This window comes from Leisingera sp. XS_AS12, from assembly GCF_041224635.1.
Taxonomy (GTDB): domain Bacteria; phylum Pseudomonadota; class Alphaproteobacteria; order Rhodobacterales; family Rhodobacteraceae; genus Leisingera.
Genome location: NZ_JBGFGM010000126.1, coordinates 334,966 through 358,163, shown reverse-complemented (window position 1 = coordinate 358,163; position 23,198 = coordinate 334,966). Strand labels below are relative to the sequence as shown.

At 61.7% G+C, this 23,198-nt stretch carries 18 protein-coding genes and 1 pseudogene; 3 read left to right on the top strand and 16 right to left on the bottom strand.

Annotated features, from left to right (window positions below):
• Positions 1 to 245: 245 nt before the first annotated feature.
• Positions 246 to 1,523 carry an anti-phage deoxyguanosine triphosphatase gene (locus AB9K35_RS21965; RefSeq protein ID WP_369929463.1) on the top strand — a complete coding sequence of 426 codons (1,278 nt, stop codon included), beginning with the start codon at positions 246 to 248 and terminating at the stop codon, positions 1,521 to 1,523.
• A gap of 407 nt (positions 1,524 to 1,930) precedes the next feature.
• Here AB9K35_RS21965 and proC read toward each other — a convergent pair whose 3' ends face one another.
• From proC to AB9K35_RS21915, 10 genes and pseudogenes are all read right to left on the bottom strand, one after another.
• Positions 1,931 to 2,731, bottom strand: a complete 801-nt coding sequence (proC, locus tag AB9K35_RS21960) for a pyrroline-5-carboxylate reductase (protein ID WP_369929461.1) — start codon at positions 2,729 to 2,731, stop codon at positions 1,931 to 1,933.
• Between the two features lie 12 nt (positions 2,732 to 2,743).
• A complete protein-coding gene (locus tag AB9K35_RS21955) occupies positions 2,744 to 4,504 on the bottom strand; it encodes a chloride channel protein (RefSeq protein WP_369929459.1) in 1,761 nt (586 codons plus the stop codon).
• Between the two features lie 3 nt (positions 4,505 to 4,507).
• Positions 4,508 to 5,422 carry an aminotransferase class IV gene (locus AB9K35_RS21950; protein WP_369929457.1) on the bottom strand — a complete coding sequence of 305 codons (915 nt, stop codon included), beginning with the start codon at positions 5,420 to 5,422 and terminating at the stop codon, positions 4,508 to 4,510.
• Positions 5,423 to 5,447: 25 nt separating this feature from the next.
• Positions 5,448 to 6,221, bottom strand: a complete 774-nt coding sequence (locus tag AB9K35_RS21945) for an amino acid ABC transporter ATP-binding protein (RefSeq protein ID WP_369929455.1) — start codon at positions 6,219 to 6,221, stop codon at positions 5,448 to 5,450.
• A 17-nt stretch (positions 6,222 to 6,238) separates the two neighbouring features.
• Complete coding sequence (locus tag AB9K35_RS21940; protein WP_369929453.1) at positions 6,239 to 6,904, bottom strand: amino acid ABC transporter permease; 666 nt, start codon at positions 6,902 to 6,904, stop codon at positions 6,239 to 6,241.
• A gap of 10 nt (positions 6,905 to 6,914) precedes the next feature.
• Positions 6,915 to 7,580 (bottom strand): amino acid ABC transporter permease, encoded by a 666-nt coding sequence (locus tag AB9K35_RS21935; protein WP_369929451.1) that lies wholly within the window; start codon positions 7,578 to 7,580, stop codon positions 6,915 to 6,917.
• 66 nt (positions 7,581 to 7,646) lie between these two features.
• Entirely contained in the window at positions 7,647 to 8,468 is an 822-nt protein-coding gene (locus AB9K35_RS21930) for a transporter substrate-binding domain-containing protein (RefSeq protein ID WP_369929449.1), read from the bottom strand.
• Entirely contained in the window at positions 8,465 to 9,157 is a 693-nt protein-coding gene (locus AB9K35_RS21925; protein WP_369929447.1) for a GntR family transcriptional regulator, read from the bottom strand. Before AB9K35_RS21925 ends, AB9K35_RS21930 begins: the two co-directional genes overlap by 4 nt.
• Positions 9,158 to 9,682: 525 nt before the next feature.
• Positions 9,683 to 10,327: pseudogene (locus tag AB9K35_RS21920) on the bottom strand (transposase); the annotation flags it as partial.
• A gap of 343 nt (positions 10,328 to 10,670) precedes the next feature.
• A complete protein-coding gene (locus AB9K35_RS21915; RefSeq protein WP_369929445.1) occupies positions 10,671 to 11,018 on the bottom strand; it encodes a hypothetical protein in 348 nt (115 codons plus the stop codon).
• Between the two features lie 76 nt (positions 11,019 to 11,094).
• Between AB9K35_RS21915 and AB9K35_RS21910 the strand changes: the two genes are divergently transcribed.
• Positions 11,095 to 11,316: a hypothetical protein gene (locus AB9K35_RS21910; RefSeq protein ID WP_369929443.1), complete on the top strand. Its 222-nt coding sequence runs from the start codon at positions 11,095 to 11,097 to the stop codon at positions 11,314 to 11,316.
• Between the two features lie 1,131 nt (positions 11,317 to 12,447).
• Here the strand turns inward: AB9K35_RS21910 and AB9K35_RS21905 are convergent.
• The 3 genes from AB9K35_RS21905 to AB9K35_RS21895 all read right to left on the bottom strand — a co-directional run bounded on the left by AB9K35_RS21905 (position 12,448) and on the right by AB9K35_RS21895 (position 18,447).
• Positions 12,448 to 14,094, bottom strand: a complete 1,647-nt coding sequence (locus AB9K35_RS21905) for a BCCT family transporter (RefSeq protein WP_369929441.1) — start codon at positions 14,092 to 14,094, stop codon at positions 12,448 to 12,450.
• A 150-nt stretch (positions 14,095 to 14,244) separates the two neighbouring features.
• Positions 14,245 to 16,755, bottom strand: a complete 2,511-nt coding sequence (locus AB9K35_RS21900) for a CoA transferase (RefSeq protein WP_369929439.1) — start codon at positions 16,753 to 16,755, stop codon at positions 14,245 to 14,247.
• A 27-nt stretch (positions 16,756 to 16,782) separates the two neighbouring features.
• Complete coding sequence (locus tag AB9K35_RS21895) at positions 16,783 to 18,447, bottom strand: GMC family oxidoreductase (protein WP_369929437.1); 1,665 nt, start codon at positions 18,445 to 18,447, stop codon at positions 16,783 to 16,785.
• 166 nt (positions 18,448 to 18,613) lie between these two features.
• Here AB9K35_RS21895 and AB9K35_RS21890 point away from each other — a divergent pair, with 166 nt between their 5' ends.
• The gene (locus AB9K35_RS21890) at positions 18,614 to 19,522 is read left to right on the top strand and encodes a LysR family transcriptional regulator (protein WP_369929435.1); all 909 of its coding nucleotides are present in this window, start codon (positions 18,614 to 18,616) and stop codon (positions 19,520 to 19,522) included.
• A gap of 69 nt (positions 19,523 to 19,591) precedes the next feature.
• Here AB9K35_RS21890 and AB9K35_RS21885 read toward each other — a convergent pair whose 3' ends face one another.
• From AB9K35_RS21885 to AB9K35_RS21875, 3 genes are all read right to left on the bottom strand, one after another.
• Positions 19,592 to 21,904: a molybdopterin cofactor-binding domain-containing protein gene (locus tag AB9K35_RS21885; protein WP_369929433.1), complete on the bottom strand. Its 2,313-nt coding sequence runs from the start codon at positions 21,902 to 21,904 to the stop codon at positions 19,592 to 19,594.
• The gene (locus tag AB9K35_RS21880; protein ID WP_369929431.1) at positions 21,897 to 22,367 is read right to left on the bottom strand and encodes a (2Fe-2S)-binding protein; all 471 of its coding nucleotides are present in this window, start codon (positions 22,365 to 22,367) and stop codon (positions 21,897 to 21,899) included. Before AB9K35_RS21880 ends, AB9K35_RS21885 begins: the two co-directional genes overlap by 8 nt.
• Before the next feature lie 313 nt (positions 22,368 to 22,680).
• Positions 22,681 to 23,124, bottom strand: a complete 444-nt coding sequence (locus AB9K35_RS21875; RefSeq protein WP_369929429.1) for a cupin domain-containing protein — start codon at positions 23,122 to 23,124, stop codon at positions 22,681 to 22,683.
• Positions 23,125 to 23,198 lie beyond the last annotated feature (74 nt).

Here is a 23,198-nt window from a genome sequence, read left to right as displayed (position 1 = left end):
ACGCGGCGCTACATGACACTGGAAACCGTCGCCGCCATTTGCGACACTGCCCCCATGGACCCGGCGACAATCGCCGCCCTGTGACTGCGGCCGAGCCAAGGCCGAAGAGCAAAGTTACACCAACTCCCGGGACACTATCTTCTCGCACGCTCTACGTTGGCAAGGCATCTTCCCCATAGCTACCATTGAAAGACTATAGCTTTCGACTTAGCCTCAGCTCCGGTTATTAGCTCCAGGACAAATTGATGATTTCCAATTTTACTTTTTTCGAAACTCGGCTGTACGAAGATCAATCCAACCGTTCAAAAGACAACCGGTCGCCGTTCCAACGAGACCGAGCACGCATAATGCATTCGGCGGCATTTCGGCGGCTGCAGGGCAAGACACAAGTGATGGGTACTGGAGAGGGCGATTTTCATCGCACTCGACTGACGCATTCCATCGAAGTAGCCCAGATTGGCTATGGCCTGCTGGAAGCTCTACAATTCAAGAAAGCAACCTTTCACAAGCATGTGCAAGATTGGCTGCCACCGCGTGATTTGATTGAGGCCGCCTGCCTTGCTCACGACCTTGGCCATCCTCCCTTTGGTCACAAAGGAGAGCAAGCACTTCACAGCGCCATGTTGCGCCATGGCGGATTCGAAGGAAACGGCCAGACCCTTAGAATCCTTACGAAACTTGAGAAGTACAAAAAACGGGGTAAAGGGCTGTATCCAACTCGTAGACTGGTTCTCGGGATCTTGAAGTATCCGCGTTCTATGGGATCGTTCAACCTTGACGAATATGCGACGAAGCCACCGAAGTCGTTTCACGAAGACGAGGTAGATGTTGTTGAATGGGCGATTGAAGGCTTCGCTACTGCCGATAAAGATCGGCTGATACAATCTGCCGACGGCAACGGGGCTCACCACAGCCTTGACTGCAGTATTCTCGAACTCGCGGATGACATTGCGTACGGCATTCATGACATCGAAGATATTGTCGCTCGGGGTTTAGCGACAGCAAGTGAAGTCCAAGACGAGATAACCAAAGCGTTCAGGAAAATTGACAGTTCTTGCTTAGATGGTTTTGATGCCAAGTTAGTCTGCGAAGGCCTGCTTTCTGATAGCTTCCAGAGAAAGCAGATGATTTCCGGGCTTGTAAATCTGTTTATCACCAGCGTGACGATCACAGAGGACAAATCATACGAGCACCCGCTTCTTAGATTCAACGCCGCTCTACCCGACCGTCATCAGAAGCTCCTGAAAGCCCTCAAAGGGCTGGCCTACGAACTCGTTATCCGGAAGGCGAAGGTACAGCAGCTTGAGCGGAGAGGTCAAATGGTCGTAGCGCAGCTGTTCGATACATTGCTCTCAGATCCTGAGAAGTTGATTCCTCAGTCATCTTGGCAGGATGGGTGTACAGAAAGCTCCAAAGAGCGCCGCGTATGTGACTACATTGCCGGGATGACAGACAGCTACGCCGAGCGGCTGTATAAGCGCCTCTTCACCCCGGGTTTTGGCAGCAGTGGCGACGAATTGTGAACGCGCTTGGCTGAGCTAAAACCGAGTGGATTTATTCGGCCCTGAACGGACATTCGTTGTCCTGATGGGCGCTGCGGCGCGGCTTCACGGAAACGGTCGTTCGGGCCTCGGCGCAGTATTTCCAACGATCCGAGGCCGGGAGTGCGGACACTCCGGACGTTCGCCGAATTTCGGTAAAATTTCTTCGGACGTGGATAGATCTTCGACCGGTCGCAGATGAACGAAGAGCGGTTGGCACTTGCCTGAGGCTCCGTCACGCAAACTCGCTCGCATCTGCCCGAGTCGGTGAAGGGTTTGTGAACGGGCTGTCGATAGTGACGTGATCCCGTTTCGCTAACTTCAAGAGCGGCCCCGAGCTGGAATGAACTGCGCACTACATGGCATCCTGAGAGGAAAACCCACCCCGATCATTCTCCCCTGGCCAGATCTTCGGCCCGCGCCCGCGCAGCAGAGACCCCCCGAAGACACAGCGTCGGCAGGCCGGATTTCTCTTCGAATACAGCAAGCCCGGCCTCAGTCGTGCCGCGCCTGCTTGTGACAGCCTCCTTGAGTTCCAGTGCAGAGCGAGGGTCAGAATGCAAAAGTTCTGCCGCCCCGAGCAGGGTCTGCCGAACAAATGTGTCAGCAAGCTCGCCGGGCAAACCTTCGGCCTTGGCTGCTTCCATCATGTAGTGCGCAAAGGCAAAGATGTATCCTGGACCGCTACCGGCAACCGCTGTGACGCTGTCGATCAGATCTTCGCTGTTGAGCCATTCGAACCGCCCGGAGCCCTCGAATATATCCGACACCAAGGCCTTGTCCGTTTCGGAAACCGTGTCCCGGGCGACCCCCACGGTCATGCCGCGCGCGACAAGAGCGGGAAGGTTCGGCATCGTGCGCACGACCCGCTCGGTCCCGAGTTTGGCCTGCAGCCCGTCCAAAGTTACGCCAGCCATAATCGATATCAGCGCACCGCAGTTCCTGGGCAGAGCAGATCCCTGCAGCGCATGGAACTGTTGTGGCTTGATCGCGAGCACGGTCGCGTCAAAACTCGCGTCGGCTACGACCTCAAGCTGCGAATGGAACCGGACCCTGTCAGCAGGCAAAACCCCACGGGCACGCTCGACGTCGGGATCGATCACGGTGATTTCGGCAGCCGGCAGTTGGCGCAGCGCGCCGGCAACAATTGCTACGCCCATATTGCCGCAGCCAATGAAGAGAAGTTGCAAATGAAGGTCCTTTCAGTGACGCGCCGGGTAGAGACGCTTGTTCGTTTCGTCGGCATAGCGGCGGAGGCAATAATGCTCGTTGAGCGTGCCGAGCACCTGCATCTCGCCGCCCACCACAGCCAGCGTGTCGGCCTCGTTGCGGGCAAAGGCGCTGATCGCGTCGCTCACGGTCTGTTCGGGCCGCAGCCAGGCGGATTTGTGCCGAGCGATGCTCGCCACCCGCTTCTTGGGATCCTGCCCGTCCCAATGCAGATCGGTCATCTGGCACATGCCGGCGTAGCTGTCAGTCTCATTGAGTAAGGGAACCGCTTTGGTTGATCCGAGCGGATACCGCCGCCGCGCCTCGGCGATGGTTGCGGTTGTGGCCAGCGTGTTTGACGTGCGTCTCATGAGCCGTCCGACGGTGAGATCCCGGATCCAGCCCACGTCGGTGGCCGAGCGGATGGTTTCTCCGCGCAGATGGAAACGCCAGGTGGAGAAGCTGAAACCGAAGAGCTGCCGGACGATCGAGGTCGAAAGCAGAGCCGAGAAGAGCACCGCGAGCGCGAGCGGGAGGCTCTGGGTCATCTCGAGCGCGAGGAAACTCATCGCCATGGGCGCGCCGATGATCGAGGTGGCGAGCGCACACATGCCGACCACGGCAAAAACGACGATTGGAATCTGCAGGCCGAAGGCCAGCATCCAACCGATGGCGAAGACCTTGCCCAGGATCGCGCCGAGCAGCAGCGAGGCGAAGAAGAGGCCGCCGCGGAAGCCCGAACCGAGCGAAATGATCGAGGCCACGATTTTTAGCCCGAAAAGAGCGAGCAGCGCCCAGACCGTCATGTTGGAGCCGAGCACGAGTGTCATCGCGCCATGACCCGAGGAGAGTACCTGCGGCGAGACCAGCGCGAGAGCTCCAACAGCGAGGCCACCTATCATCGGCTGGCTCCATCCGGGGATCGGACTCTTGCCGAAAAGCCGCTCCATCAGCGCCACCGAGCGCATGATCGCGATGCCGACGCCCGCGGCAAGCACTGCCATCAAGGCAATGGGCAGGTATCCCTCCACCGGGATCTGGCCAGCAAAGAAGAGGCTCGGTCCGTGGTTGTCGCTGATCAGCCTCGTGACGGCGGTGGCCGCTATGGACGCCGCCAGCACCGGCAGGAGTGCTGCCACGGTGTAGGTCGCCAGCACCAGTTCGAAGGCGTAGAACGCCCCGGCCAGCGGCGCGTCAAAGGCCGCGGCGATGGCCCCTCCCGCCCCTGCGGCGACCAGCTGGCGCAGGTCCTCTCGCCGCAGGCGCAAGCTTTGCCCGATCCAGGACGCGCCGGCCGAGGCCGCCTGCGTATAGGCCGCCTCCATGCCAACCGAGCCGCCGAAACCGCTCGAAAGGACAGTCTGCGCCGTGATGTAGAGGCTGCCGGGGATGCCGACCTTGCCGCCGCCGACCGCGTTGGCCTCGATCGGGTCGGCGACGCGGCGAAACCAGCGCCGCCCGATAAGGTAGCTAAGTCCGACGAGCACTCCGCCCGCGACCGGCCCGGCAAAGGACCGCATCGGATCGAGTTCAGCCGCCCCGCTCACCGGATCTTCGGAACCGAAAACCCAGAGTCCCATCAGATGGATCACCTCCTGCATTCCGACAACTGCGAGGCCCGAGAGGAGCCCGACGATTCCTGCGAGCGCCGTATAGGCAATTTCATTGCGCCGGATCAGCGTTCGAAGCCGAAACGGGGCGAAGAGTCGGCGCAGGGCCGAGCGCCTGCGAAGGGGGCGCAAGCGAGCGGCCATGGCTTAGCCTTGAATGTAGGCTTGGTAGAGGTCGTTCATCCTGGCCGTTTTCGGGCCGGGCTTGCCCGAGCCGATGGGACGGCCATCGATGGTGGCCACCGGGGTGATGCCGCCGAGCGTGCCGGTGCAGAAGGCCTCGTCCGCGGAGTAGACCTCTGCGAGGGTGAAAGGCGCTTCACGGACGGTCAGCCCTGCATCCTTCCAGACCTTGATCGCCTTCTTGCGGGTGATACCGTTGAAACAGGTCATTCCGTCCGACGTCCATAGTTCGTCGCCGCGGATGATGAAGAAGTTCGTCGAGTTGCAGGAGGCCACGAACCCTCGATCATCCAGCATCAGCGCCTCATCCGCACCCATGTTGATCGCCTGGATCAGCGCCTGGATGAAGTTGAGTCGGCTGTGCGAGTTCAGGCGCAGGTCGAAGACATCCGGCGTTGAGCAGCGGATGGTGGAGGTCATCAGCTTGAGACCCTTTGCCTTCAGCTCTGGGTTGGGTTGCTTCCATTCGGCGACGATGACGATAGTGGCGCCGCCGACGATGAAGCGCGGGTCCTGGTTCGGCGTCGACTTGCGCCCCCGCGAGATCATCATGCGGATGTGGACGCCATCTTCCATCTTGTTATGGCGTAGGCACTTCCAGATCTCCTCGACGAGGCCGGCCTTGTCAAAGCCGATATCGAGCTGGATGGAGCGTGCGCCCTCGAAGATGCGGTCGATGTGCTCTTCGATGGCAAGAAGCTTGCCGTTGATCAAGCGAATGCCTTCCCAAACGCCGTCGCCAAGCACGAAGCCCGCGTCGAAGATCGAGACCTTTGCCTCGTCCCGGCTGAAGAATTCACCGTTCACGTAGATCTCCACGCCATCGTTGCGCGGGTCTTTCACATAGCTCTGGGAAGAGGAGCTGCTGAGGGGTGTCATGGTCTTACCTTGATGTCAGGGGTGTTCAGAATGCGAATTCGCCGAAGCGGCGCAGGAAGTCCTGGGTGCGCGCCTGGTTGGGGTGCTTGAGGACCTCGTCCGGGGTGCCGACCTCGTGGAAGACGCCATCGGCGAGGAAGATCACCTTGGTGGCGAAGTGATAGGCGAAGCCGAGCTCATGGGTGACGAGGAGCATGGTGCGCCCCTCTTCGGCCAGCTGCTTGATGACGCGAAGCACCTCACCCACCAGCTCGGGATCGAGCGAGGAAGTCGGCTCGTCGAAGAGGAGGATCTCGGGCTGCATCGACAGCGCCCGCGCGATCGCGACGCGCTGCTGCTGACCGCCGGAGAGGCGTCCGGGCCAGGCGTCGTGCTTTTCAGACAGGCCAACCTTGGCAAGCTCGGCCTCGGCGATTCGGCGCGCCTCGGGCTTGGATTTGCCTTTCACCGTCACGAGCCCTTCCATGACGTTGTCGAGAACGCTCATGTGTGGGAAGAGGTTGAACTGCTGGAACACCATGCCGAGACGCTCGCGCACTTGGCAGAGCTGGTTCTCGGGGTAGGTGACGGCGCCTTTTTTCTCGACACCGATGCGGGTGCCGTCGAGCCAGATCTCGCCCTCGCTCAGTGTTTCCATGAAGTTCATGCAGCGCAGAAAGGTGGATTTGCCGGAGCCCGAGCCGCCGATGATCGCGATGCGCTCGCCGGGCTCGACGGTGAAATCGATGCCCTTGAGCACGTGGTGATCACCGAACCGCTTGTGCAGGCCCTTTACTTCCAGAATGGGTTTGCCGGTCATGAGAGTTCCTTTCCGGGTCAGTTGGACCGCGCCAGGTGCTTTTCGAGGCGCCCGGCAAGGAAGGTGCCGGGGTAGATCAGGACGAAATAGATGAAAGCCACCGCCGTCAGGATTTCGAAGGGGCGGTAGTAGGTCGAGGACAGCAGGCGGCCCTGGTACATCAGCTCATGCACCGAGATCACCGAGGCGAGAGAGGACATCTTGGCCACCTCGATCGTGCGATTGGTGAAGGCCGGCAGCATGCGCTTGATCACCTGCGGCAGGATCACCCGGCGCATGGCCTGCGCGCGGCTCATGCCGATGGCGAGCGCGCCCTCCATCTGGCCGCGGTGGATCGACTGGATGCCGCCGCGGAAGATTTCCGAGGCATAGGCGGAGGTGTTCAGTGTCAGTCCGAGCAGAGCTGCGGCATAAGGGCTGAGCTGCACGCCGACGAGGATCGGAAAGGCATAGTAGAACCAGATGAGCTGGATCAACACCGGCGTGTCACGGAACAGTTCGACATAGACAAGGCTGGTGCCACGGATCCAGCTGCGGCGCGCGAGCCGCGCCTGTGCCAGAAGGAAGCCACCCGCGAGGCCGATGGCGATGGAGGGGATCCATATCTGGATGGTGACCCAGAGCCCGCGCAGCAGGACGATCCAGTTGTCCGTGACGATACTGAAGTCGGGGACGTAATTCATCAAGGCACCCTCACTGATAGGCCGTCAGCCGAGCTTCGGCGAGGCGGGCAAGCTGGCTGGCGGTGACGAGCAGCACGAGGTACATCAGCGCGATAGTCGTGTAGACCTCGAGCGGGCGGAAGGTCTCAGAGTTCACCATCATCGCCTGGTAAAGCAGGTCGGAGTAGGCGAGCGTCGAGGCCAGGGCGGTGGTTTTCAGCAGCTCGAAGCTGCGCTCGATGAAGGGCGGCACCATGCGGGCGATGGCCTGCGGCACGATCACCCGGCGCATCAGTGCGGAATGGGTCATACCGAGCGCCCGTCCGCCTTCCCACTGACCGCGCTCGATGGAGACGATGCCGCCCCTGAAAACCTCGGCGTAGAAGGCACCAGATTGCGTCGACAACGCCAGCACCGCGGCGAAATAGGGATCGAGGCTGACCGCCAGCATCACCGGCAGCGCGTAAAAGAACCAGAAGAAGTGAACGATCGGCGGCGTGTTGCGATAGAACTCGATGAAGACAAGCGACGGGATGTTCAGCCACTTGCGTGTCGAGAGGCGCATCATCGCGAGGACGAGCCCCACGAGAACGCCCAGCACGATCGAAACGGCGGCGATTTTCACAGTGTTGAGCAGCCCCAGCGCGAGCATGTCAAAACGCTCCAGCACCGGGCCGAAGTCCCAGGAATATTCCATGTGACGGCTTTCGTTGGATCGGAGGGGGCGCGGACCCGCCGGTGGGCGGCCGATCCGCGCAGAGCCTTACCAGTCTTCCTTGACCAGTCCGGGAATGCCGCTCGGATCGATGTCCTTGCTGGCGAGGTATTCGCCGAAAAGCTCATCCGGCACGCCGACGGCGTAGAGGTCGGCAAAGGTGGTGTTCACCCAGTCGAGGAACTCGGCCCCGTCTTCCTGGCGCATGCCCGCCGAGGTCGCCACGGGGTTGACCGGCTCGGGCAGCAGAACCTCGCCCATCTTCAGGCGCGAGTACTGCACAACGAGCGCCGGGTGGAACTGCACCACCGCGTCGATGCGGCCCGCGGCGAACGCGGCGATGGCCTCGTCGTTGGACGAGAAGCGGTTGATCTGTGCCTCATCCATCATCTCGGTCACGTTGCGGTCCAGCGAGGTGCCGAGCGTGACGCCGATGCGGGTTTCGGGCGTGTCGAGCTCGTCCCAGGTCTTCGCCTCGGAACGCTCTTTCACCAGCGCGCCCATGGCGTAGTAGAACAGCGGGTTTTCCGGGAAGGCGAGCGCCTTCTTGCGCTCCTCGGTGGGGTCGAGCACGAACATGATGTCGAACTGGTTGGCCTGCAGCCCGGCCACGGCGTTGGCCCAGGAGGTCTCGACGGGGACCATCTCCACGCCAAGTTCGTCAGCCATGCGCTTGCCCATGGCAACGCCAACACCGGTCCACTGCTCGGACATCGGATCCTTGTAGAACCACGGCTCGGCCGAGGCGACGCCGATGCGCAGCTTGCCAGACTCTTTGACCTGCGCCATGGTGCCGCCGTCCTGGGCATGAGCCATCGGCGCAAGCGCCATCGCGGCCGTGGCGGCGAGAATGAGGGAACGTCTTTTCATTTCTTTCTCCTGTTGGAACCGGCCTTCTGGCCCTCGACCGACGCGACGAAGGCCATGGTCGTGCCGAGCCCGCGGCTCATATGGTCGCGGATCTCGTCCTTCATCCGCTCGAGGCTGTCTCCCAGCGCGAGGCGGACGTAGTCGTCGTGGCTTTCCCGTTTGGGTCCGGTGATGCCATGGGCGCGGTGGTGCGCCGCCCAGTAAAGCTGCAGGCGGGCGCGGATGCCGCTCCAGCTCGACAGCAGGATGCCGTTGCCGCAGGTCTCATAGGCGAGACCGTGCAGGTCGAGTTCGGCGTCAATGGAGCGAATGTCGTCCCCGGCGTCGATGGCCTCGGTGAGTGCGGCGTGTCGCGCTTCGAGCGCTGAGCGGAACGCTTCATCGCGGTGCTCCCAGATCTGCTCAAAGGCGAAGATCTCGAGGCAAATGCGCATTGAATAGATATCGTCGATATCTTCCGAAGTGAGCTGCAGCACCCGCGTGCCGGTATAGGGTACTGTGACCAGAAGGCCCTCGTCCATCAGGTGCCTCATCGCCTCGCGCATCGGCCCCCGGCTCACGCCGAAGCGAATGGCGAGCGCGGTTTCCGTCACTGTCTCCCCCGGCTCGAACTCACCCGACAGGATGGCGCCGCGCAGTAGACCGCTGAGCTGGGCACCCATCGTTTCTCGCTTGATCATTCCGGTCATCGGGAGCTCTTTCAATGAATCGTGATGTAGATTGTCTACAATCAAAGGGGCGGCGACAGAAGTGTTTATGATTGGCGATTGTCTACAATAGCAATAAATCTTCGTGACGCCTAATCAATGGGCGCAATTCGAGGCGTCTGCCTATTATTTGAGCGAAAACTGTCCAGCTTCATACAGGAAGAGAAGTGACGCCGCCCTTCCATCGTATGAGGACTTGCGCCTTCACCGCCCTCCACGGTGATGCGGACAGCCCAAAGTTCTGTGACTTTGAAGAGCGCCACGACGGCGCCTTTCATGGGCAAAAGTGGGAGCTTCCGGTCAGAAGGTTCGCGGGAGCCTCGGAGCGGGCTTGCGGCAGCGCAGGACGAACCTCGACCACGGTCCGCTCCGAATGTCGACTCCATCTAAGTTGGGCCATCGGATTGAGCCCGCAGCGAATGGCCGCTCTCCGCCCATTCCGTGGAAAAACACCCGTTCGCGGGCGCAGAATATGGGCGCCCGAAAAGAGCGTCAGCGCCTTTCTTATCAGGCTTTCTGCGGTTGCTGCGGTGCGGGAATGACCTTGGCCAGTTTGCGGAGGTTTTGGGCGGCAGCGGCGAGGAGGAATTCGTCGTTTGCGCCGCATGGGCCGCGTAATCGGAGCCGACTGAGCCCAAGGATGCGCTTGAGGTGGGCGAAGAGCATCTCGACCTTCTTCCGCAGCTTCATTGAGATGATGTATTGGTCGGTCTTCGCGATGTCGCGAGCGACTTGCCGCGCGTCTTCATGCGCCTCTCGAGTGATGGACCGGAAGTCCATGTTAGGGCAGCAACGCGACTTCGAGGGGCAGGCCTGGCACGTGTGCTTTAGGCACCAGTATTTCGCGACACCCTTGCCGGTCGGCCCACGGTTTGGATCGGAATAGTTCCGGCGGAATTGCTTCAGTTCATGGCCTTCCGGGCAGATGTATTGATTTTTCCCGGCATCCCACTCGAAGTCCGCGCGGGTCCAGGTTCCGTCGCTGCGCCCCGACTTGTCGAAGACGGGGATGTGCGGGGCGATCTTGCGCTCGACCAACCAGCCAAGCATCGACGCGGTGCCATAGGCGGTGTCTGCGATCAGGCGCTCAGGATGGAGGTCGAACCTGGCCTTCACGCGCTCGAGCATGGTCTTGGTCGAGCCAACTTCGGCTTATCCTTTAAGTATAGCGCATATTGGCTGGCAGTCTGTGACATCCCTGCCCTCACATCATAATTGAAGTGAGGGCCGCGGGAGCCCGTCATGAAAAGCCCCAGAGGCACGGATCAATCCCCATGGCTGCCGCTATGGAAGACCGGTTGAACCCTGCCGAGCGCAACGAGGCGGAGTATGCAGCCAGGGAGGTGGCGGCTCCACCCGGCGCACACGGTGACCCATTCTGGCGAGCAATGGCCGCCGATGCGCTCAATGAGCTCGCACACAGGCACCTGCCGCCAGCGTCCGCACTGGCGGCATACGAGGGCGAGGTGGTTGTGCCGGAGCGCCGCGAGCTCGGTCATTCAGGGTCTTGATAGACAAGCTTGGCCGCGGCATCGAGCCCGACGCCCAGCCCGAAGCGGCGGCGGCGCGCGAAGAAGGCCTCTTCCTCCGGGCCGGGCTTACCCATCGAGTCGGTGAAAAGCTCGACCCAGAGGGCGTCCTCCAGCTCGGTCAGCCCGGCGGTGTCGATCTCGGATTCGAGAGCAGCGGAGACCCTGGCGTAGTCGAAGTTGGGGGAGCGCTCGAGGGCACGGCCGAGCTTGACCCAGTGCGCAATCTGGTCGGCGACGGACCGGCCTTGCAGCTTCGCCTCCTTGCGAACCATATCCATTACGTCGTCGGGGATTTGGACCTCTTGCGTCATCAGCGCCTCCTGTTTGATCGAGAATATATGGCGAGTTGGCACCTATCCACCCGTGCCAGCCGCCCGGACGCGTGCTATGATCGGCGTCATGACCCCGTTTGACATCATTGTCTCGGTCACTTCTGTCGTCCTGGCCGGCGCGACCGTCGCCTATGCAGCCTACCTGGGTCGGGTGAGCGGCCGGGATCGGCCGCACGACCCGGAGCGCCTGCGCCGGTTCATCGAGAACGCGCCCTACGAACAGCCGGGCCCATCGGGGAGAAAGGCAAGATGCTCGAATCCATTACCAGAGAAGTGATCGTCGGCACCGGCCTGATCGGGACCAGCCTAATGGTTGTCATCGCGAGCCTCTGCCTCATGAGGCCCCGGCACGAGAAACGCCGTGATATCGACTTGGAGGCGGCAGTGCGTGACGCGCCTTACCACTTGCTCAGGGAAAGCGCCGATGGACCAAGCCGGTAGCACAGAGGCGCTGGAGGAGCTGCTCTCCCAGCTGGGGTTGGCGAGGTCCGAACTCGCAGACGGCCTTGGGGTCTCGCCTGAGGCTCTTGCGGACGAGCCCAGCATTCACGACCTGTCGGAAATCTTAGCCTCCGTCGTGCCCTGGGGAGGCTCCATGCCCCGAGGCATATGCTTGGTTTAGCTCACAGCCCCTGCCGTCCTTCAGCAACCAGACCGCGGCCGAGCTGGTGCGCCAAGGGCGCGCGGATGCTGTGAAGGCCCACATCAAGCGCATTGCCGTCGGCGGCTACACCTGAGGCGCCGGAACATAAATCCGGCGCATCTCTCCAGCTCCGGGTCAAGCAAGATAATACGGATCAACTCAAGCGGGCGATGGATATCCCCTCGCGTTACCCAAGTTCGCATCGGAGGGCTCGACTGCTATGACCCATTTCTATGACACCTGAGTATGCTCAGCATTCCGATCCAGCCTTTTTTGCTAACCCGAGGCCCTTATTTTGTTGGACTTTTCTGCCCGCACACATCAAGAAAAATGGTCTCGAAAACCGTTGTGGGTGCAAGCCCACCCAGGGTTCGAATCCCTGTCTCTCCGCCATTACCCCCCCCTGAGATCGCAAAAAAATCCCGGCTCCTTATGTCCAGGATGATGGCTAGGTGTTCGGCATGGTTTGACCGCGCCTCACCCGATCGGCCGTGTGTATTCGCGACAGATGCCCTTCCATGCGGCCAAAGCGCCTATTCGGGTATCAGCAATCGGCGAAATCCATTCGGGCTGTGCGGGTCTCGTAGCTGATGTGGCTTTCGGTTGCAGAGGCCTAGTTTGCAGTCCTCGTTAGAGCAGCGGCTATATCAAAGGTCGCTTTCTGATGTCGTGAGCGAGCCTGCGCGACTGAAATCGATGCATCCTGACAGCACGATGCCTACGCCACACGAGGTCGGCAGTTGCCAGCCTCGTGTGGCGAACATTTTACGCTTTCAAGTGAAGGCTCTTCACGCCCCGGCGCTCGCGGATCGCGTCCTTGATGATCGCCTTTGTCAGCGCCACGCACATCAGGAACATGACCAGGCTGAACGGCAACGCGCCAATCACCATGGCGGTCTTGATTGCCCCGAGACCGCCGACCAGCAGCAGGCCGCCGACCACGAGGCTCAGCGCGACGCCCCAGAACACGATATGCACGCGCCCCTTGGGGCTTTCCTCTCCGGCGGCGTTGATCGTGTTGACGATCAGGATCGCCGAGTCCGCCGTTGTTACCAGATAGGTCAGCAGCAGAACGACAACAATCGCCGCCATGATCCATGCCAGTCCGCTGCTTAGCATCAGGTCCAGCATGACGAACAACTGGCTCTCCTGCCCCGCGCCCGCGATCGCGTCGCCAGCCGCGCCGTTCAGAGTCATGTCGATGGCCGTGCCTCCGACAAGGGTGAACCAGACGAAGCACATCAGCGATGGCACGATGATCGCACCCAGCACATACTCACGGATGCTGCGCCCACGCGAGATCCGGGCCAGGAACACGCCGACAAAGGGTGCGAAGGCGATCCACCAGGCCCAGTAGAACACCGACCAGCCGCCCTGCCACGCGGCCAGGGCGTCACCGGTCTCGGTCCCGTCGGCGTGCCAGACCGTGAACAGCAGCGCGGGCAGATCGATCACATAGGCCACCAGCCCTGTCACCAGCGCGCTCAGCCCGAAAAAGGTGGAGCCGAAGAGGATGAAGAAAGCCAGGAGAAAGAAGCTGAGCCCCATGTTGAGGTTCGACAGCCACTTGATCCCCTTGCCCACGCCGGACAAGGCCGACAGGGTGGAGGCGCCAAGGATCACCACCAGCGCCAGCACGATACCGGCCGAACTGGGCTTTCCATCAGGCTGCACGATCCAGTCGCCAAAGCCCACGCGGTTGAGGCCGGCCACGAATTGCTCGACCCCAAAGCCCAGTGTCTGCGCGACACCAAGGATGGTGGCGACCACGGCCACGATATCGACGACATGCCCCACAGGCCCGGACAGCCTTGCGCCAAAGAGCGGCACCAGCGCTGAGCGCACCGTCAGCGGCAGGTTCCGGCGATATGAGAAATAGGCCAGCGACAGCCCGACAAGCGCATAGCAGGCCCAGGCCGAAAAGCCCCAGTGCAGGAACGACCAGACATAGGCGGCGGTCACGTTGTCCGCGGCCGATCCGGTGGTTTCGCCCATGATGACATTGGGGTTGGTCGCAAAGTGGTACATCGGCTCGGCGGTGGCAAAGGTCAGCATGCCGATGCCGATGCCTGCGCCGAACATCATGGAAAACCACGAAAACCGCGAGAACTCCGGGCGATCCTCCGGGAGGCCCAGCTTCAGGCGTCCGGTGGTGGGCACCAGCGCGAGGCCAACGCAAAGCACCAGGAACAGCGCCACCACCCAGATGTACCAGCTGGCGAAGCTTTTGAGCAGCGCACCGTTCAGGGCATTCAATACCGCGGCGGCGTTGTCGGGCACCGTGATGGCCCAGACGATCAGCGCGCTGACCAGCAACTTGGACGGGATGGCGACGCTCTTGGCGAATCCGGAATAGAACCCGCGCTCTGCCGTCGCGATGTCCAGTTCCATCAGTGGGGGTTTGTTGGCCATGTCTCCTCCATTATGGCTTGGGGGTCCGGGCTGCCTCCTCCTATTGGCGCGCAACTGTTGCACGCCAGTGATGCGCCAGACCGTTCGGGATTTGCGGCACGCCGCAGAACAACAAGGGGGGCATGTGCAGCCCCCCCTTTGACAGTGCCCTCAGCTGGGCAGGTATTCGGCGCTCCAGCTCTCGCTAAGCTGGCCGGTCTCCAGCATCCGTGCGACGGCCGCATCGGAGTAGCCGAGGTCGCGCAGGATAGCCCGCGTCGACGTGCCGAATTTTTCGGTCGGCGACAGGGCAAAGACTTTGCCGCGCGCGGGGCGCACCGCATAGGGATCCAGTTGGATCACCTCGTGGCCGCTGGGGTGGTTGCTGTCTTGCGAGAAGGAATAGCTGCCCCGATCGATGCCGGGCGTGCCATCCGCCTCGCGCAGGTTTTCAGAGCGCAGCGCGTCGATGTTGTTACAGATTGCACAGCCAATGTCTGCTGCGCGCAGGCGGGCGATCCATTCGGTCGCGGGTTGCGTCTGAAACGCGCCTGCGAGGTAGGTCGCACGGTCTTCTTCGGGCAAATCCGGCAGATCCGCCAAGTCCTCGACCTCGCGGAACCGCGGCAGGTCCGTCTCATACGCGCACAGCAGGATGTAGACTCCCGAAGCGGTGCTGTAAAAACGGTGGAGCGGTCCGTAGCCGTTCGCTTCCGGGCCCGAAGGTTCATCGAACAGTCCGCGCCCGCGGAAATCATAGGCAAAGGGCACCTGCAGCAAGCCGCTGTTGGCGCTGAGAGAGGTGCGGCCGCGCCCGATGCGGCCAAAGCGGTGTTTCTGATAGAGCGCCGCCGCCACGGCCAGCGCGCCGCCAAAACCGCACATCACGTCGATGGTGCCCACGTGGGCGTGTTCCTCGGGGCGGTCCATAGCCCCGCCAAAGCGCAGCATGATCCCAGTAGCTGCCTGCACAAGGTCGTCATAACCGATGTAATCCGTGCGGGTGCCGCGCCGTACGCCGCTGAAGCAGTCCAGCTTGCAGAAGATCGCCTCCGGGTTCAGCTTGCGCAGGCCGTCGGCGTCCAGCCCCATGCGTTTGATCTGGTTGTCCGGCGCGTTCCAGAAGATCACGTCAACCGATTTCACCAAGTCTTCGAGCACCTTGCGCCCATGTTCTGATTTTACGTCGGCCAAGATCGACTTCTTGCCCCGGCCCTGGCTGAGCCCGTAGATCACCGTGTTCCAGCTGTCATAGAGCGGCGTTGCCGGATCGAGCTTGATCACTTCTGCACCAAAGCGGGCCAGATAGCTGGCCGCATGCGGCCCCGCGATGACATTGCACATGTCCAGCACGCGCACGCCCGAGAGCCAGTCCTCTTGGTCCAGCTTCTCTTTCGGGGCTGGTATGTCAGTCGGCAGCTTGCGCAGGACCGCCAGCGCCTCGTCAAAATCCACCCAGCGGCGCGGTTCGGGGTTCAGCGCCTCTTCGCCGCTTTCTTCCATCCAGACCACCGGGCCGGGTTGTGTCATCTCGCCGTACTCCGGGTCCGTGACATCAATCATCAGCCCCGAGGTCTCGGCGTATTCGTCGTTGATCCATTCCTGAAGCCAGCGCTGCGGCGCGCCGGGGATGCCCGCGCGGCCAAACATCCGTTTCCACTCGTGCGAGGTTCGGGTCAAGAAGACCTCTTTCATCCGCGCAGCGATCTTGTCGGCCCAGAACTTCGGCATCGGGTAAACACCGAGAGAGGTGTCGGAAACCCACTCAGACTGCGGCTTGTAGGTGTCCTCTTCTTCCTGCAGCCCCGCTTCGATCATCTCGTCATAGAGGCCCAGCACCTCGAGGCAGCGGCGCGCATGGTTCTTGTGGCTTGGGCAGACCACGTAGAACATCCGACCATCCTTGCACATGTAGCTGCGAAAGAACGGGTCCAGAAGCTCCTGGAGTTCCTCGTAGGACACGTTCATCGGCAGCCCCTCGACCCGGCGGCGCTCGATCTCGACCTCGCGCTGGGTCAGATACCGTTCCGGCATGTCCGAGACCTTGATCGAGTTGTAGCACAGCCCCTCCATCACAGCGGCGGCCAGCGGCACTTCGATCTGGTCCCCAAGTCCGGTTACTTGCCGGGATTGCAGAGCCAGCACTGTTGCGGATGCCGCGATCTGCGAGGCATAGGCCGAGGCCAGCGGCAGCGGCGAAAAGGACGGGTTCAGCCCCATCAGAACCCTGTTCAAACCCATATCGGTAAACACGCCGGAACTGGCCGCAACCACGCTTTCAAAGGCGCGCTGCTCGCGCCGCTCCAGATCGTTCGAGGCAAACCCGGGGATTGACAGCGTGATCAGCTCGGGGCGCTCCTCGCGCATGGCGGCAAAGTCGATGCCGAGCGCGGCCAGCTTGCCGGGGCGGAAGTTCTCGACAATGATGTCGGCCTCAGCACAAAGCGCGCGGGCCTGCGCCAGGCCTTCCTCGGACTTGAGGTCAAGGCTCACGATTAGCTTGTTGCGCATCAGGGTCGCATTCGCCGGGCTGTCCCACATCGGCCCGTCGGGCGGGTCGATATGCACGACAGTCGCGCCAAGATCGCCCAGCAGCATCGCCACGGCAGGCCCGGCGATGTACTGCCCGAAATCGACCACTTTGACCCCGCGCAGGGGCAGGTTGGAAAACGATGAACGCATTTGTTTCTCCGTCAGGAAGATGTGCGATTAGTGTCCGGCCAAGATCCAGCGCGCTGCCTTTTCCGCGATCATCAAGGTCGGGGAATTGGTGTTGCCGCTGGTGATCTCTGGCATGATGCTGGCATCGACGACACGCAGATCGGCCACGCCCTTGAGGCGCAGATGCGGGTCCAGAACGGCGCTGTCATCGTCCTCGCGGCCCATTTTCACGGTGCCGACAGGGTGAAAGATCGTGTTGGCAATGTCGCCGGCCAGCTTGGCGAGGTCCTCGTCGCTCTGGTACTGGACACCCGGTTTGAACTCCTCGGGCTCATAGCTTGCCATCGCGGGCCGGGACATGATTTCGCGCACTTGCCGCAGGCTGTCGGCAGCGACCTTTCGATCGTCTTCCGTGGCGAGGTAGTTGGGCGAGATCAGCGGCGCATCGCGGAAGTCGGCCGAGCGGATGCGCACGTGTCCCCTGCTCGTCGGGTTCAGGTTGCAGACACTGACCGTCATAGCCGGGAAGGCATGCAGCGGTTCGCCAAAGGCATCGAGGCTGAGCGGTTGCACGTGATATTCAAGGTTTGCATGAAGCCGGTTCGGGTCGGAGTGGGTGAATGCGCCCAATTGGCTGGGCGCCATGCTCATCGGTCCGGATCGTTTCAGCGCATATTCTGCGCCAATCTTAGCCTTTCCAAAGAGGTTATTCGCCAGAGTGTTGAGCGTGCGGGTTCCGTTCACCTTGTAGACCGCCCGGATTTGCAGGTGGTCCTGAAGGTTCTCGCCCACGGGCGCGTCGCGCAGGACCTCGATGCCATGTTCGCGCAGCAGATCCGCCGGACCAATGCCGGACAGTTGCAGAACCTGCGGCGAGTTGACGGCCCCTGCCGACAGCACGGTCTCGCGCCGGGCTTTCACTTCAACGACTGTTCCCTTGCGATCGACCCGTGCACCAGTGCAGCGCAGCGCGCCGTTGGCGTCTTTGTCAAAGTTCAGCTTCTGGACCTGTGCCTCGGTCCAGACCGTCAGGTTACGCCGTGCCCGGGCGGGCTTCAGGAATGCCTTGGAGGTGTTCCAGCGCCAGCCGGACCGCTGGTTCACGTCGAAATAGCCAACACCCGCGTTGTCGCCGCTGTTGAAATCGTCGGTTTTGGCGATCCCCGCCTCTTCCGCGGCATCGGCAAAGCTGTCCAGCACGTCCCAGCGCAGGCGTTGCTTTTCGACCCGCCACTCGCCGCCATGGCCATGCAGGTCGGAAAAACGTTCGTTGTCGCCCACCTTCGGGTCGGCACCATTGTCCAGCTTGTAGTGGTCTTCGTGCGCTTTGAAATCGCGCAGAGCCCCCTCCCAGGACCAGTCGTCTTCGCCGGTCAGCGCGGCCCAATTGTCATAGTCGCGGGCCTGACCGCGCATGTAGATCATGCCGTTGATCGACGAACAGCCGCCCAGCGTCTTGCCACGCGGGTAGCGCAGACTGCGCCCATTCAGGCCCTTGTCGGCCTCGGTGTTGTACATCCAGTCGGTGCGTGGGTTACCGATGCAGTACAGGTAGCCGACAGGCACGTGAATCCACGGGTAGCTGTCGGCCTTGCCGGCCTCCAGCAGCAGGACCCGATTGGCTGGATCAGCACTCAGGCGGTTGGCCAGAAGGCAACCCGCGGAGCCGCCTCCAATCACGATAAAGTCGAACTCGGTTGCCATTCCTGCCATGTCGTCCCTCACCTTTCGAGCGGGGCATCCATCGCCGCCGAACCGCCCCCGAAACGGGGCTTTCGGAGCAAAGGCGCTGCCCTGCGTATCTCCAGGTTCCGGTTTAGTAAGGCCGGGAGCACATTCCCAATGACATATATCTCTGACTGATATTAAGTTTCGTAATATGGAAAGATTCTCGAACCTGAACAGCATCCTCGCCTTTGTCACAGTGGCCCGCGAAGGCAGCGTTTCCCGCGCGGCAGAGGTATTGAACCTCACGCAGCCGGCGATCAGTCACCAGATCAAGCGCCTCAGCGAAGAAACCGGCGTCACTTTCTTCAAGCGGGCGCCACACGGGCTGTACCTGACCTCTGATGGCAAGGCGCTGCTGCCCAAGGCAGAGGCGGTCCTGAGCGCCATGGCAGAATTCCGGCAAAGCGCCAGCGGGCGGGTCGGACAGGTTTCAGGGTCATTGCGGATCGGAACGATCGTGGACCCGGAATTCATCCGGCTGGGCCGCCTGCTGAGCCAGCTCGGGAAAGCGCACCCCGGCATCACCACGGAACTGGTGCACGGGATCAGCGGTGAAATTCTGGAGAAACTCCGTCGCCGCCAGATCGACGCCGGTTTTTACCTGACAGATCCCGGCGCGGTTGACGATATTGCCTCGGCCGACGGGATGCAGGTCAAGGTTCTGGCCAGCTTCAACTACCGCATCATTGCGCCCGCCGGATGGGAGGCCCGGGTCGCCGCCGCCAGTTGGCCCGAGCTGGCGGCGCTACCATGGATCGGCACGACCGGGGTATCCGTTCACAACCGACTGCTAAGCCGGATTTTTGCGCAACACGATTGCACTCAGAACGTGGTTGCCTTGGTCGATCACGAGGCATCAATGCTGGAGATGGTTCGCGCGGGTGTTGGCCTGTGCCTGTGTCGTGAGACTATTGCCTTGGATCAGCAACATTCTTTCGGGCTCAGCCTGTGCGAAACTCAAAGCGTACCGGCCTGCCTCGTGATGCTGACACCGCGGGCTCTCAAGTCGACTCCGGTCGTCGCGGCGCTGTTCGAGCAACTTGCCACCGTATGGGGTTGAGCGAACGCGCGCCCACGTACTCCAACCCGATGTTTGGGCGGGCGCAGGGAAATGCGCCCGCCCATATCGTCAGCCTTTCAACGCGGAAAGGATCGCATCCGCGGTGATGGGCAAATGGCGGACCCGCGCGCCTGAGGCGTTGAAGATCGCGTTGGCAATGGCCGGGGCAACGACCGTGGTGCCCGGCTCCCCGAGACCAACGGGAACCTCGCTGCTCTCGACAAATTCGATCTCCATCTCCGGCACATCCTCCAGCCGCAGCGGTGTATAGGCGCCGAGGTTGAGATCGACGACATTGCCATTTTCAATCCGGGTGCCTTCATGCAGCGCCATGGAAAGCCCCCACAGTGCGGCACCTTCGCATTGGGCCCGCGCGCCGTCCGGATCCACGACGGTCCCGCAGTCAAAGGCCAACCACATCTTCTGGACATCGACCTCGCCGGTATCGGTGTCCACGGCCAGTTGCACAGCCGCAGCGGTCCAGGTCGGCATCGTGCGAGATTGGCCAAAAGTGGTCGCCAGACCGATCGCCGTTCCCTCTGGCAGCTCGCGCTTGCCGTAGCCGGACATCTCGGCCACCCGGCGCAGAACAGCTGCCTGCCGCGATGCACCACCAACCGCGTTCGGCGCGGAGCCAGCGTTGAAGCCCTCTGCCTTCAAACGGTCGAGCCGGAACTGCAGCGGATCGGCACCAACCTTGTGCGCGGCCTCATCCATGAAGCTTTCAACCGCAAAATTGGTCCAGCCCGGACCGACCGACCGCAACCAGCCAGGCCGGAAGGTCTGGTTGGCCAGGTCATTGGAGATGGCCCGCACCCGATGAGCCCCAACCGTGTACCAGTGGTCGGCACCGTCGATGGCAAAGGGATCGAAAGCTTCACCATTAACCCCTGTCGGCATAAACCCGGGCGCCAGCACCTGCGTTGGCCACCCCGCAGCGGCATGGTGCTCCATCGCGATGACGTCCTGACCATCGTCGAAGGCCATTCGCAGCTTTTGTACCGAGGGCGAGCGGATGCTGTCGAACTGGGCATCCTCCTCGCGGGCAAAGACCAGCTTGACCGGCTTGCCCACCGCTTTGGACGCAAGCGCAGCAGGGACAATGTAGTCGCCGTTCAAACGACGCCCGAAGCCGCCACCCAGCATGTAGCTGCGCATGACAATCTTGTCGGCGGGCACTTCCAGCGCGGTTGCCAGCGTGGGCAGGATCAGGGATTGCCACTGGTTGCCGGCATGCACTTCCCAGATGCCATCCGCATTCTGGAACACGGTGGCATTCACCGGCTCCATCTGGAAGTGAAGTACCGACTGAGTGGTATATTCGGCTTCCAACGTGTCCGAAGCCGCGTCAAATGCCGCCGACGTATCGGGCTGCTCCGTCGGCAGGATCGCGCCCGCATCGCTCTCGATCAGCTGCCGCGCGTGCGCCTGGATGTCCTCCTCCGAAACATCGGCGGTGTCACCTGGTGTCCAGTCGATCTCGATCTCGTAGGACGCGGAGCGCGCCGCATGGAGGCTGGTGCCCAGAACGACCGCCCAGCCCGGAACCGTGCCCGACGGGTCATCGAGCACCACCGTCTCGAGGTAGCCCTTGATGGATTTCGCGGCACTGTCATCTACGGAATTGATCTTGGATCCATAGCGTGTCGGCGGCAGCATGGGCACGGCATAGATCATGCCGTCGACCTTGGCATCCAGCCCGTAAATCGCCTGGCCGGTGGTTTTCGTGTCGAGATCCAAGGGGTGCACGTCCTGGCCCACCAGCCGCAAGTCGGCATGGGGCTTCAGGGGCAGCGCGGCAAGCTCTTCTTCGGTAAAGCTCCGCTCAAGCCCTTCAGCCACGAGCGCAGCATAGGTGATCTCGCGGCTACCATCCGAGATTACACCGTCGCGTGCGGTCAGCGATGCGGCATCAACACCCCATTTGGCTGCGGCGGCCTCGATCAGCGCAATCCGGCCGGCGGCACCGGCCTGACGGTAGACAGGCCAGCTTTGCCAGACCGACCAGCTGCCGCCGGTAACCATAAGGCCCCATTTTTCGTGGGTGTCGACATGGGTAATCTGAACCTTCTCCCATGCGACCTCCAATTCATCCGCCAGGATCCGCGCAATGGCCGTCCCCACGTGTTGGCCCATTTCCGCGCGGATGATGTTGACGTTGACCTGGCCGTCGGCGTCAATCCAATACCACATTGAGGGTTCGAAAACCCGGCCATCGGCCGCCACCGGCGTTCCGTCTGGCACGGCTGGGTTCATCGCGGCATCCGATGTGCGCGGGAAGCCGAACGCGACCCCGGCGGCGGTCATCGAGACGAGGAAACCGCGCCGGGTCATTTTGGATTTGGTCTGGGCGTTTGCAAGACGAGACAACAGGTTAGCCATTGTTGGCCCCTCCCATGGCGGTGGCCGCTTCTCGCACGGCTTGACGGATACGGGTGTATGTCATGCAACGGCACAGGTTGCCTGTCATGACGGCGTCGATGTCCTCGTCGCTCGGGTTCGGGGTATCCTTGAAAAGCGAAGCCGCCTGCATGATCTGGCCCGACTGGCAATAGCCGCATTGCGGGACTCGCAGGTTGCGCCAAGCTTCCTGAACCGGGTGGTTGCCGTCCTCGTCCAGGCCTTCGATGGTTGTCACCGAAAGCCCTTCAACATCCGACAGATAGGTGATGCAGGAACGCGCGGCGGAGCCATCGATATGCACGGTGCAGGCCCCGCAGGCCCCTATGCCACAGCCGAATTTGGTGCCGGTGAGACCAAGCTCATCTCGGATCGCCCACAGCAACGGCGTGTCCGGATCGGCGTCTACAGAAACCTGCCGTCCGTTCAGTTCGAATTCTATCATGGAGTCGTTGTCCCTTGGGATGTATTTACCTGGGGGAGCGCGTTCAGCTGCCCTAACTAGAGCAGCCCAAGTATGTGTCTTCGCACCGATTTGAAGACTCCGGCGCGAAAATTCACAAAAAAGTTAGGGAGCAAACAAGGCGGTGCTTTCGCCAAAAAATAAAACGCCGTGGTTATCTCGTCAGCCTGTGCACCGGGCGCGAGGGACAATGGTTTTCCCAACCCAATTTCGAGAGGGGGCGAAAATGACACCCCCTCCACCGGCGCGCGCCGCCGCGGCCTTTACAATTCTTCCGGGATGCCCTTGCCAACCGTCAGTCGAGAGGAGGTCCGGTGAAGACGAGGTTGTGGCGCTTGGCGGCTTCCTCAATCGCGGGCATGTCAGCCGGAATCTGGAAATTTCCGGCAGCCATTTCGACAAAGAATTCTTCGAACCCACCTGGTGTCAGGATGACCAGATGTCGCGACGGTTCCGTCCCGACCACCTTGAACGTGTGGTTGGTTCCGCGCGGTATGAAGACGCTCTGGCCCGGGCCTGCGAGGGTCTCTTCACCGTCGATCCAGATCTTGCAGGTGCCGGAAAGGATGACAAAAGTCTCATCCTCCTTTTCGTGGACGTGACGCGGCGGGCCGCTTCCCACCGGCGACAGACTGTCGACAATGGACAGCGTGCCACCGCTTTGCGACGGTGAGAGGATGGTCTTGTATTGAACGCCGAGCCACTCGATCGTCTCGGGCTTTGCAGTCAGGTCCATCATCGTTTCACTCCTTGCTGGGGCCTGAAACGAAAGCGCTTTCGTGCGGCAAAGCATAACGTCGCGACACGGTATCG

Bases quoted from the DNA above. Each gene is read 5' to 3' on its own strand.
- AB9K35_RS21965 (WP_369929463.1), top strand. From the start codon at position 246: ATGATTTCCAATTTTACTTTTTTCGAAACTCGGCTGTACGAAGATCAA.
- AB9K35_RS21955 (WP_369929459.1), bottom strand. From the start codon at position 4,504: ATGGCCGCTCGCTTGCGCCCCCTTCGCAGGCGCTCGGCCCTGCGCCGA.
- AB9K35_RS21950 (WP_369929457.1), bottom strand. From the start codon at position 5,422: ATGACACCCCTCAGCAGCTCCTCTTCCCAGAGCTATGTGAAAGACCCG.
- AB9K35_RS21945 (WP_369929455.1), bottom strand. From the start codon at position 6,221: ATGACCGGCAAACCCATTCTGGAAGTAAAGGGCCTGCACAAGCGGTTC.
- AB9K35_RS21940 (WP_369929453.1), bottom strand. From the start codon at position 6,904: ATGAATTACGTCCCCGACTTCAGTATCGTCACGGACAACTGGATCGTC.
- AB9K35_RS21935 (WP_369929451.1), bottom strand. From the start codon at position 7,580: ATGGAATATTCCTGGGACTTCGGCCCGGTGCTGGAGCGTTTTGACATG.
- AB9K35_RS21930 (WP_369929449.1), bottom strand. From the start codon at position 8,468: ATGAAAAGACGTTCCCTCATTCTCGCCGCCACGGCCGCGATGGCGCTT.
- AB9K35_RS21925 (WP_369929447.1), bottom strand. From the start codon at position 9,157: ATGACCGGAATGATCAAGCGAGAAACGATGGGTGCCCAGCTCAGCGGT.
- AB9K35_RS21915 (WP_369929445.1), bottom strand. From the start codon at position 11,018: ATGACGCAAGAGGTCCAAATCCCCGACGACGTAATGGATATGGTTCGC.
- AB9K35_RS21910 (WP_369929443.1), top strand. From the start codon at position 11,095: ATGATCGGCGTCATGACCCCGTTTGACATCATTGTCTCGGTCACTTCT.
- AB9K35_RS21905 (WP_369929441.1), bottom strand. From the start codon at position 14,094: ATGGCCAACAAACCCCCACTGATGGAACTGGACATCGCGACGGCAGAG.
- AB9K35_RS21900 (WP_369929439.1), bottom strand. From the start codon at position 16,755: ATGCGTTCATCGTTTTCCAACCTGCCCCTGCGCGGGGTCAAAGTGGTC.
- AB9K35_RS21895 (WP_369929437.1), bottom strand. From the start codon at position 18,447: ATGGCAGGAATGGCAACCGAGTTCGACTTTATCGTGATTGGAGGCGGC.
- AB9K35_RS21890 (WP_369929435.1), top strand. From the start codon at position 18,614: ATGGAAAGATTCTCGAACCTGAACAGCATCCTCGCCTTTGTCACAGTG.
- AB9K35_RS21885 (WP_369929433.1), bottom strand. From the start codon at position 21,904: ATGGCTAACCTGTTGTCTCGTCTTGCAAACGCCCAGACCAAATCCAAA.
- AB9K35_RS21880 (WP_369929431.1), bottom strand. From the start codon at position 22,367: ATGATAGAATTCGAACTGAACGGACGGCAGGTTTCTGTAGACGCCGAT.
- AB9K35_RS21875 (WP_369929429.1), bottom strand. From the start codon at position 23,124: ATGATGGACCTGACTGCAAAGCCCGAGACGATCGAGTGGCTCGGCGTT.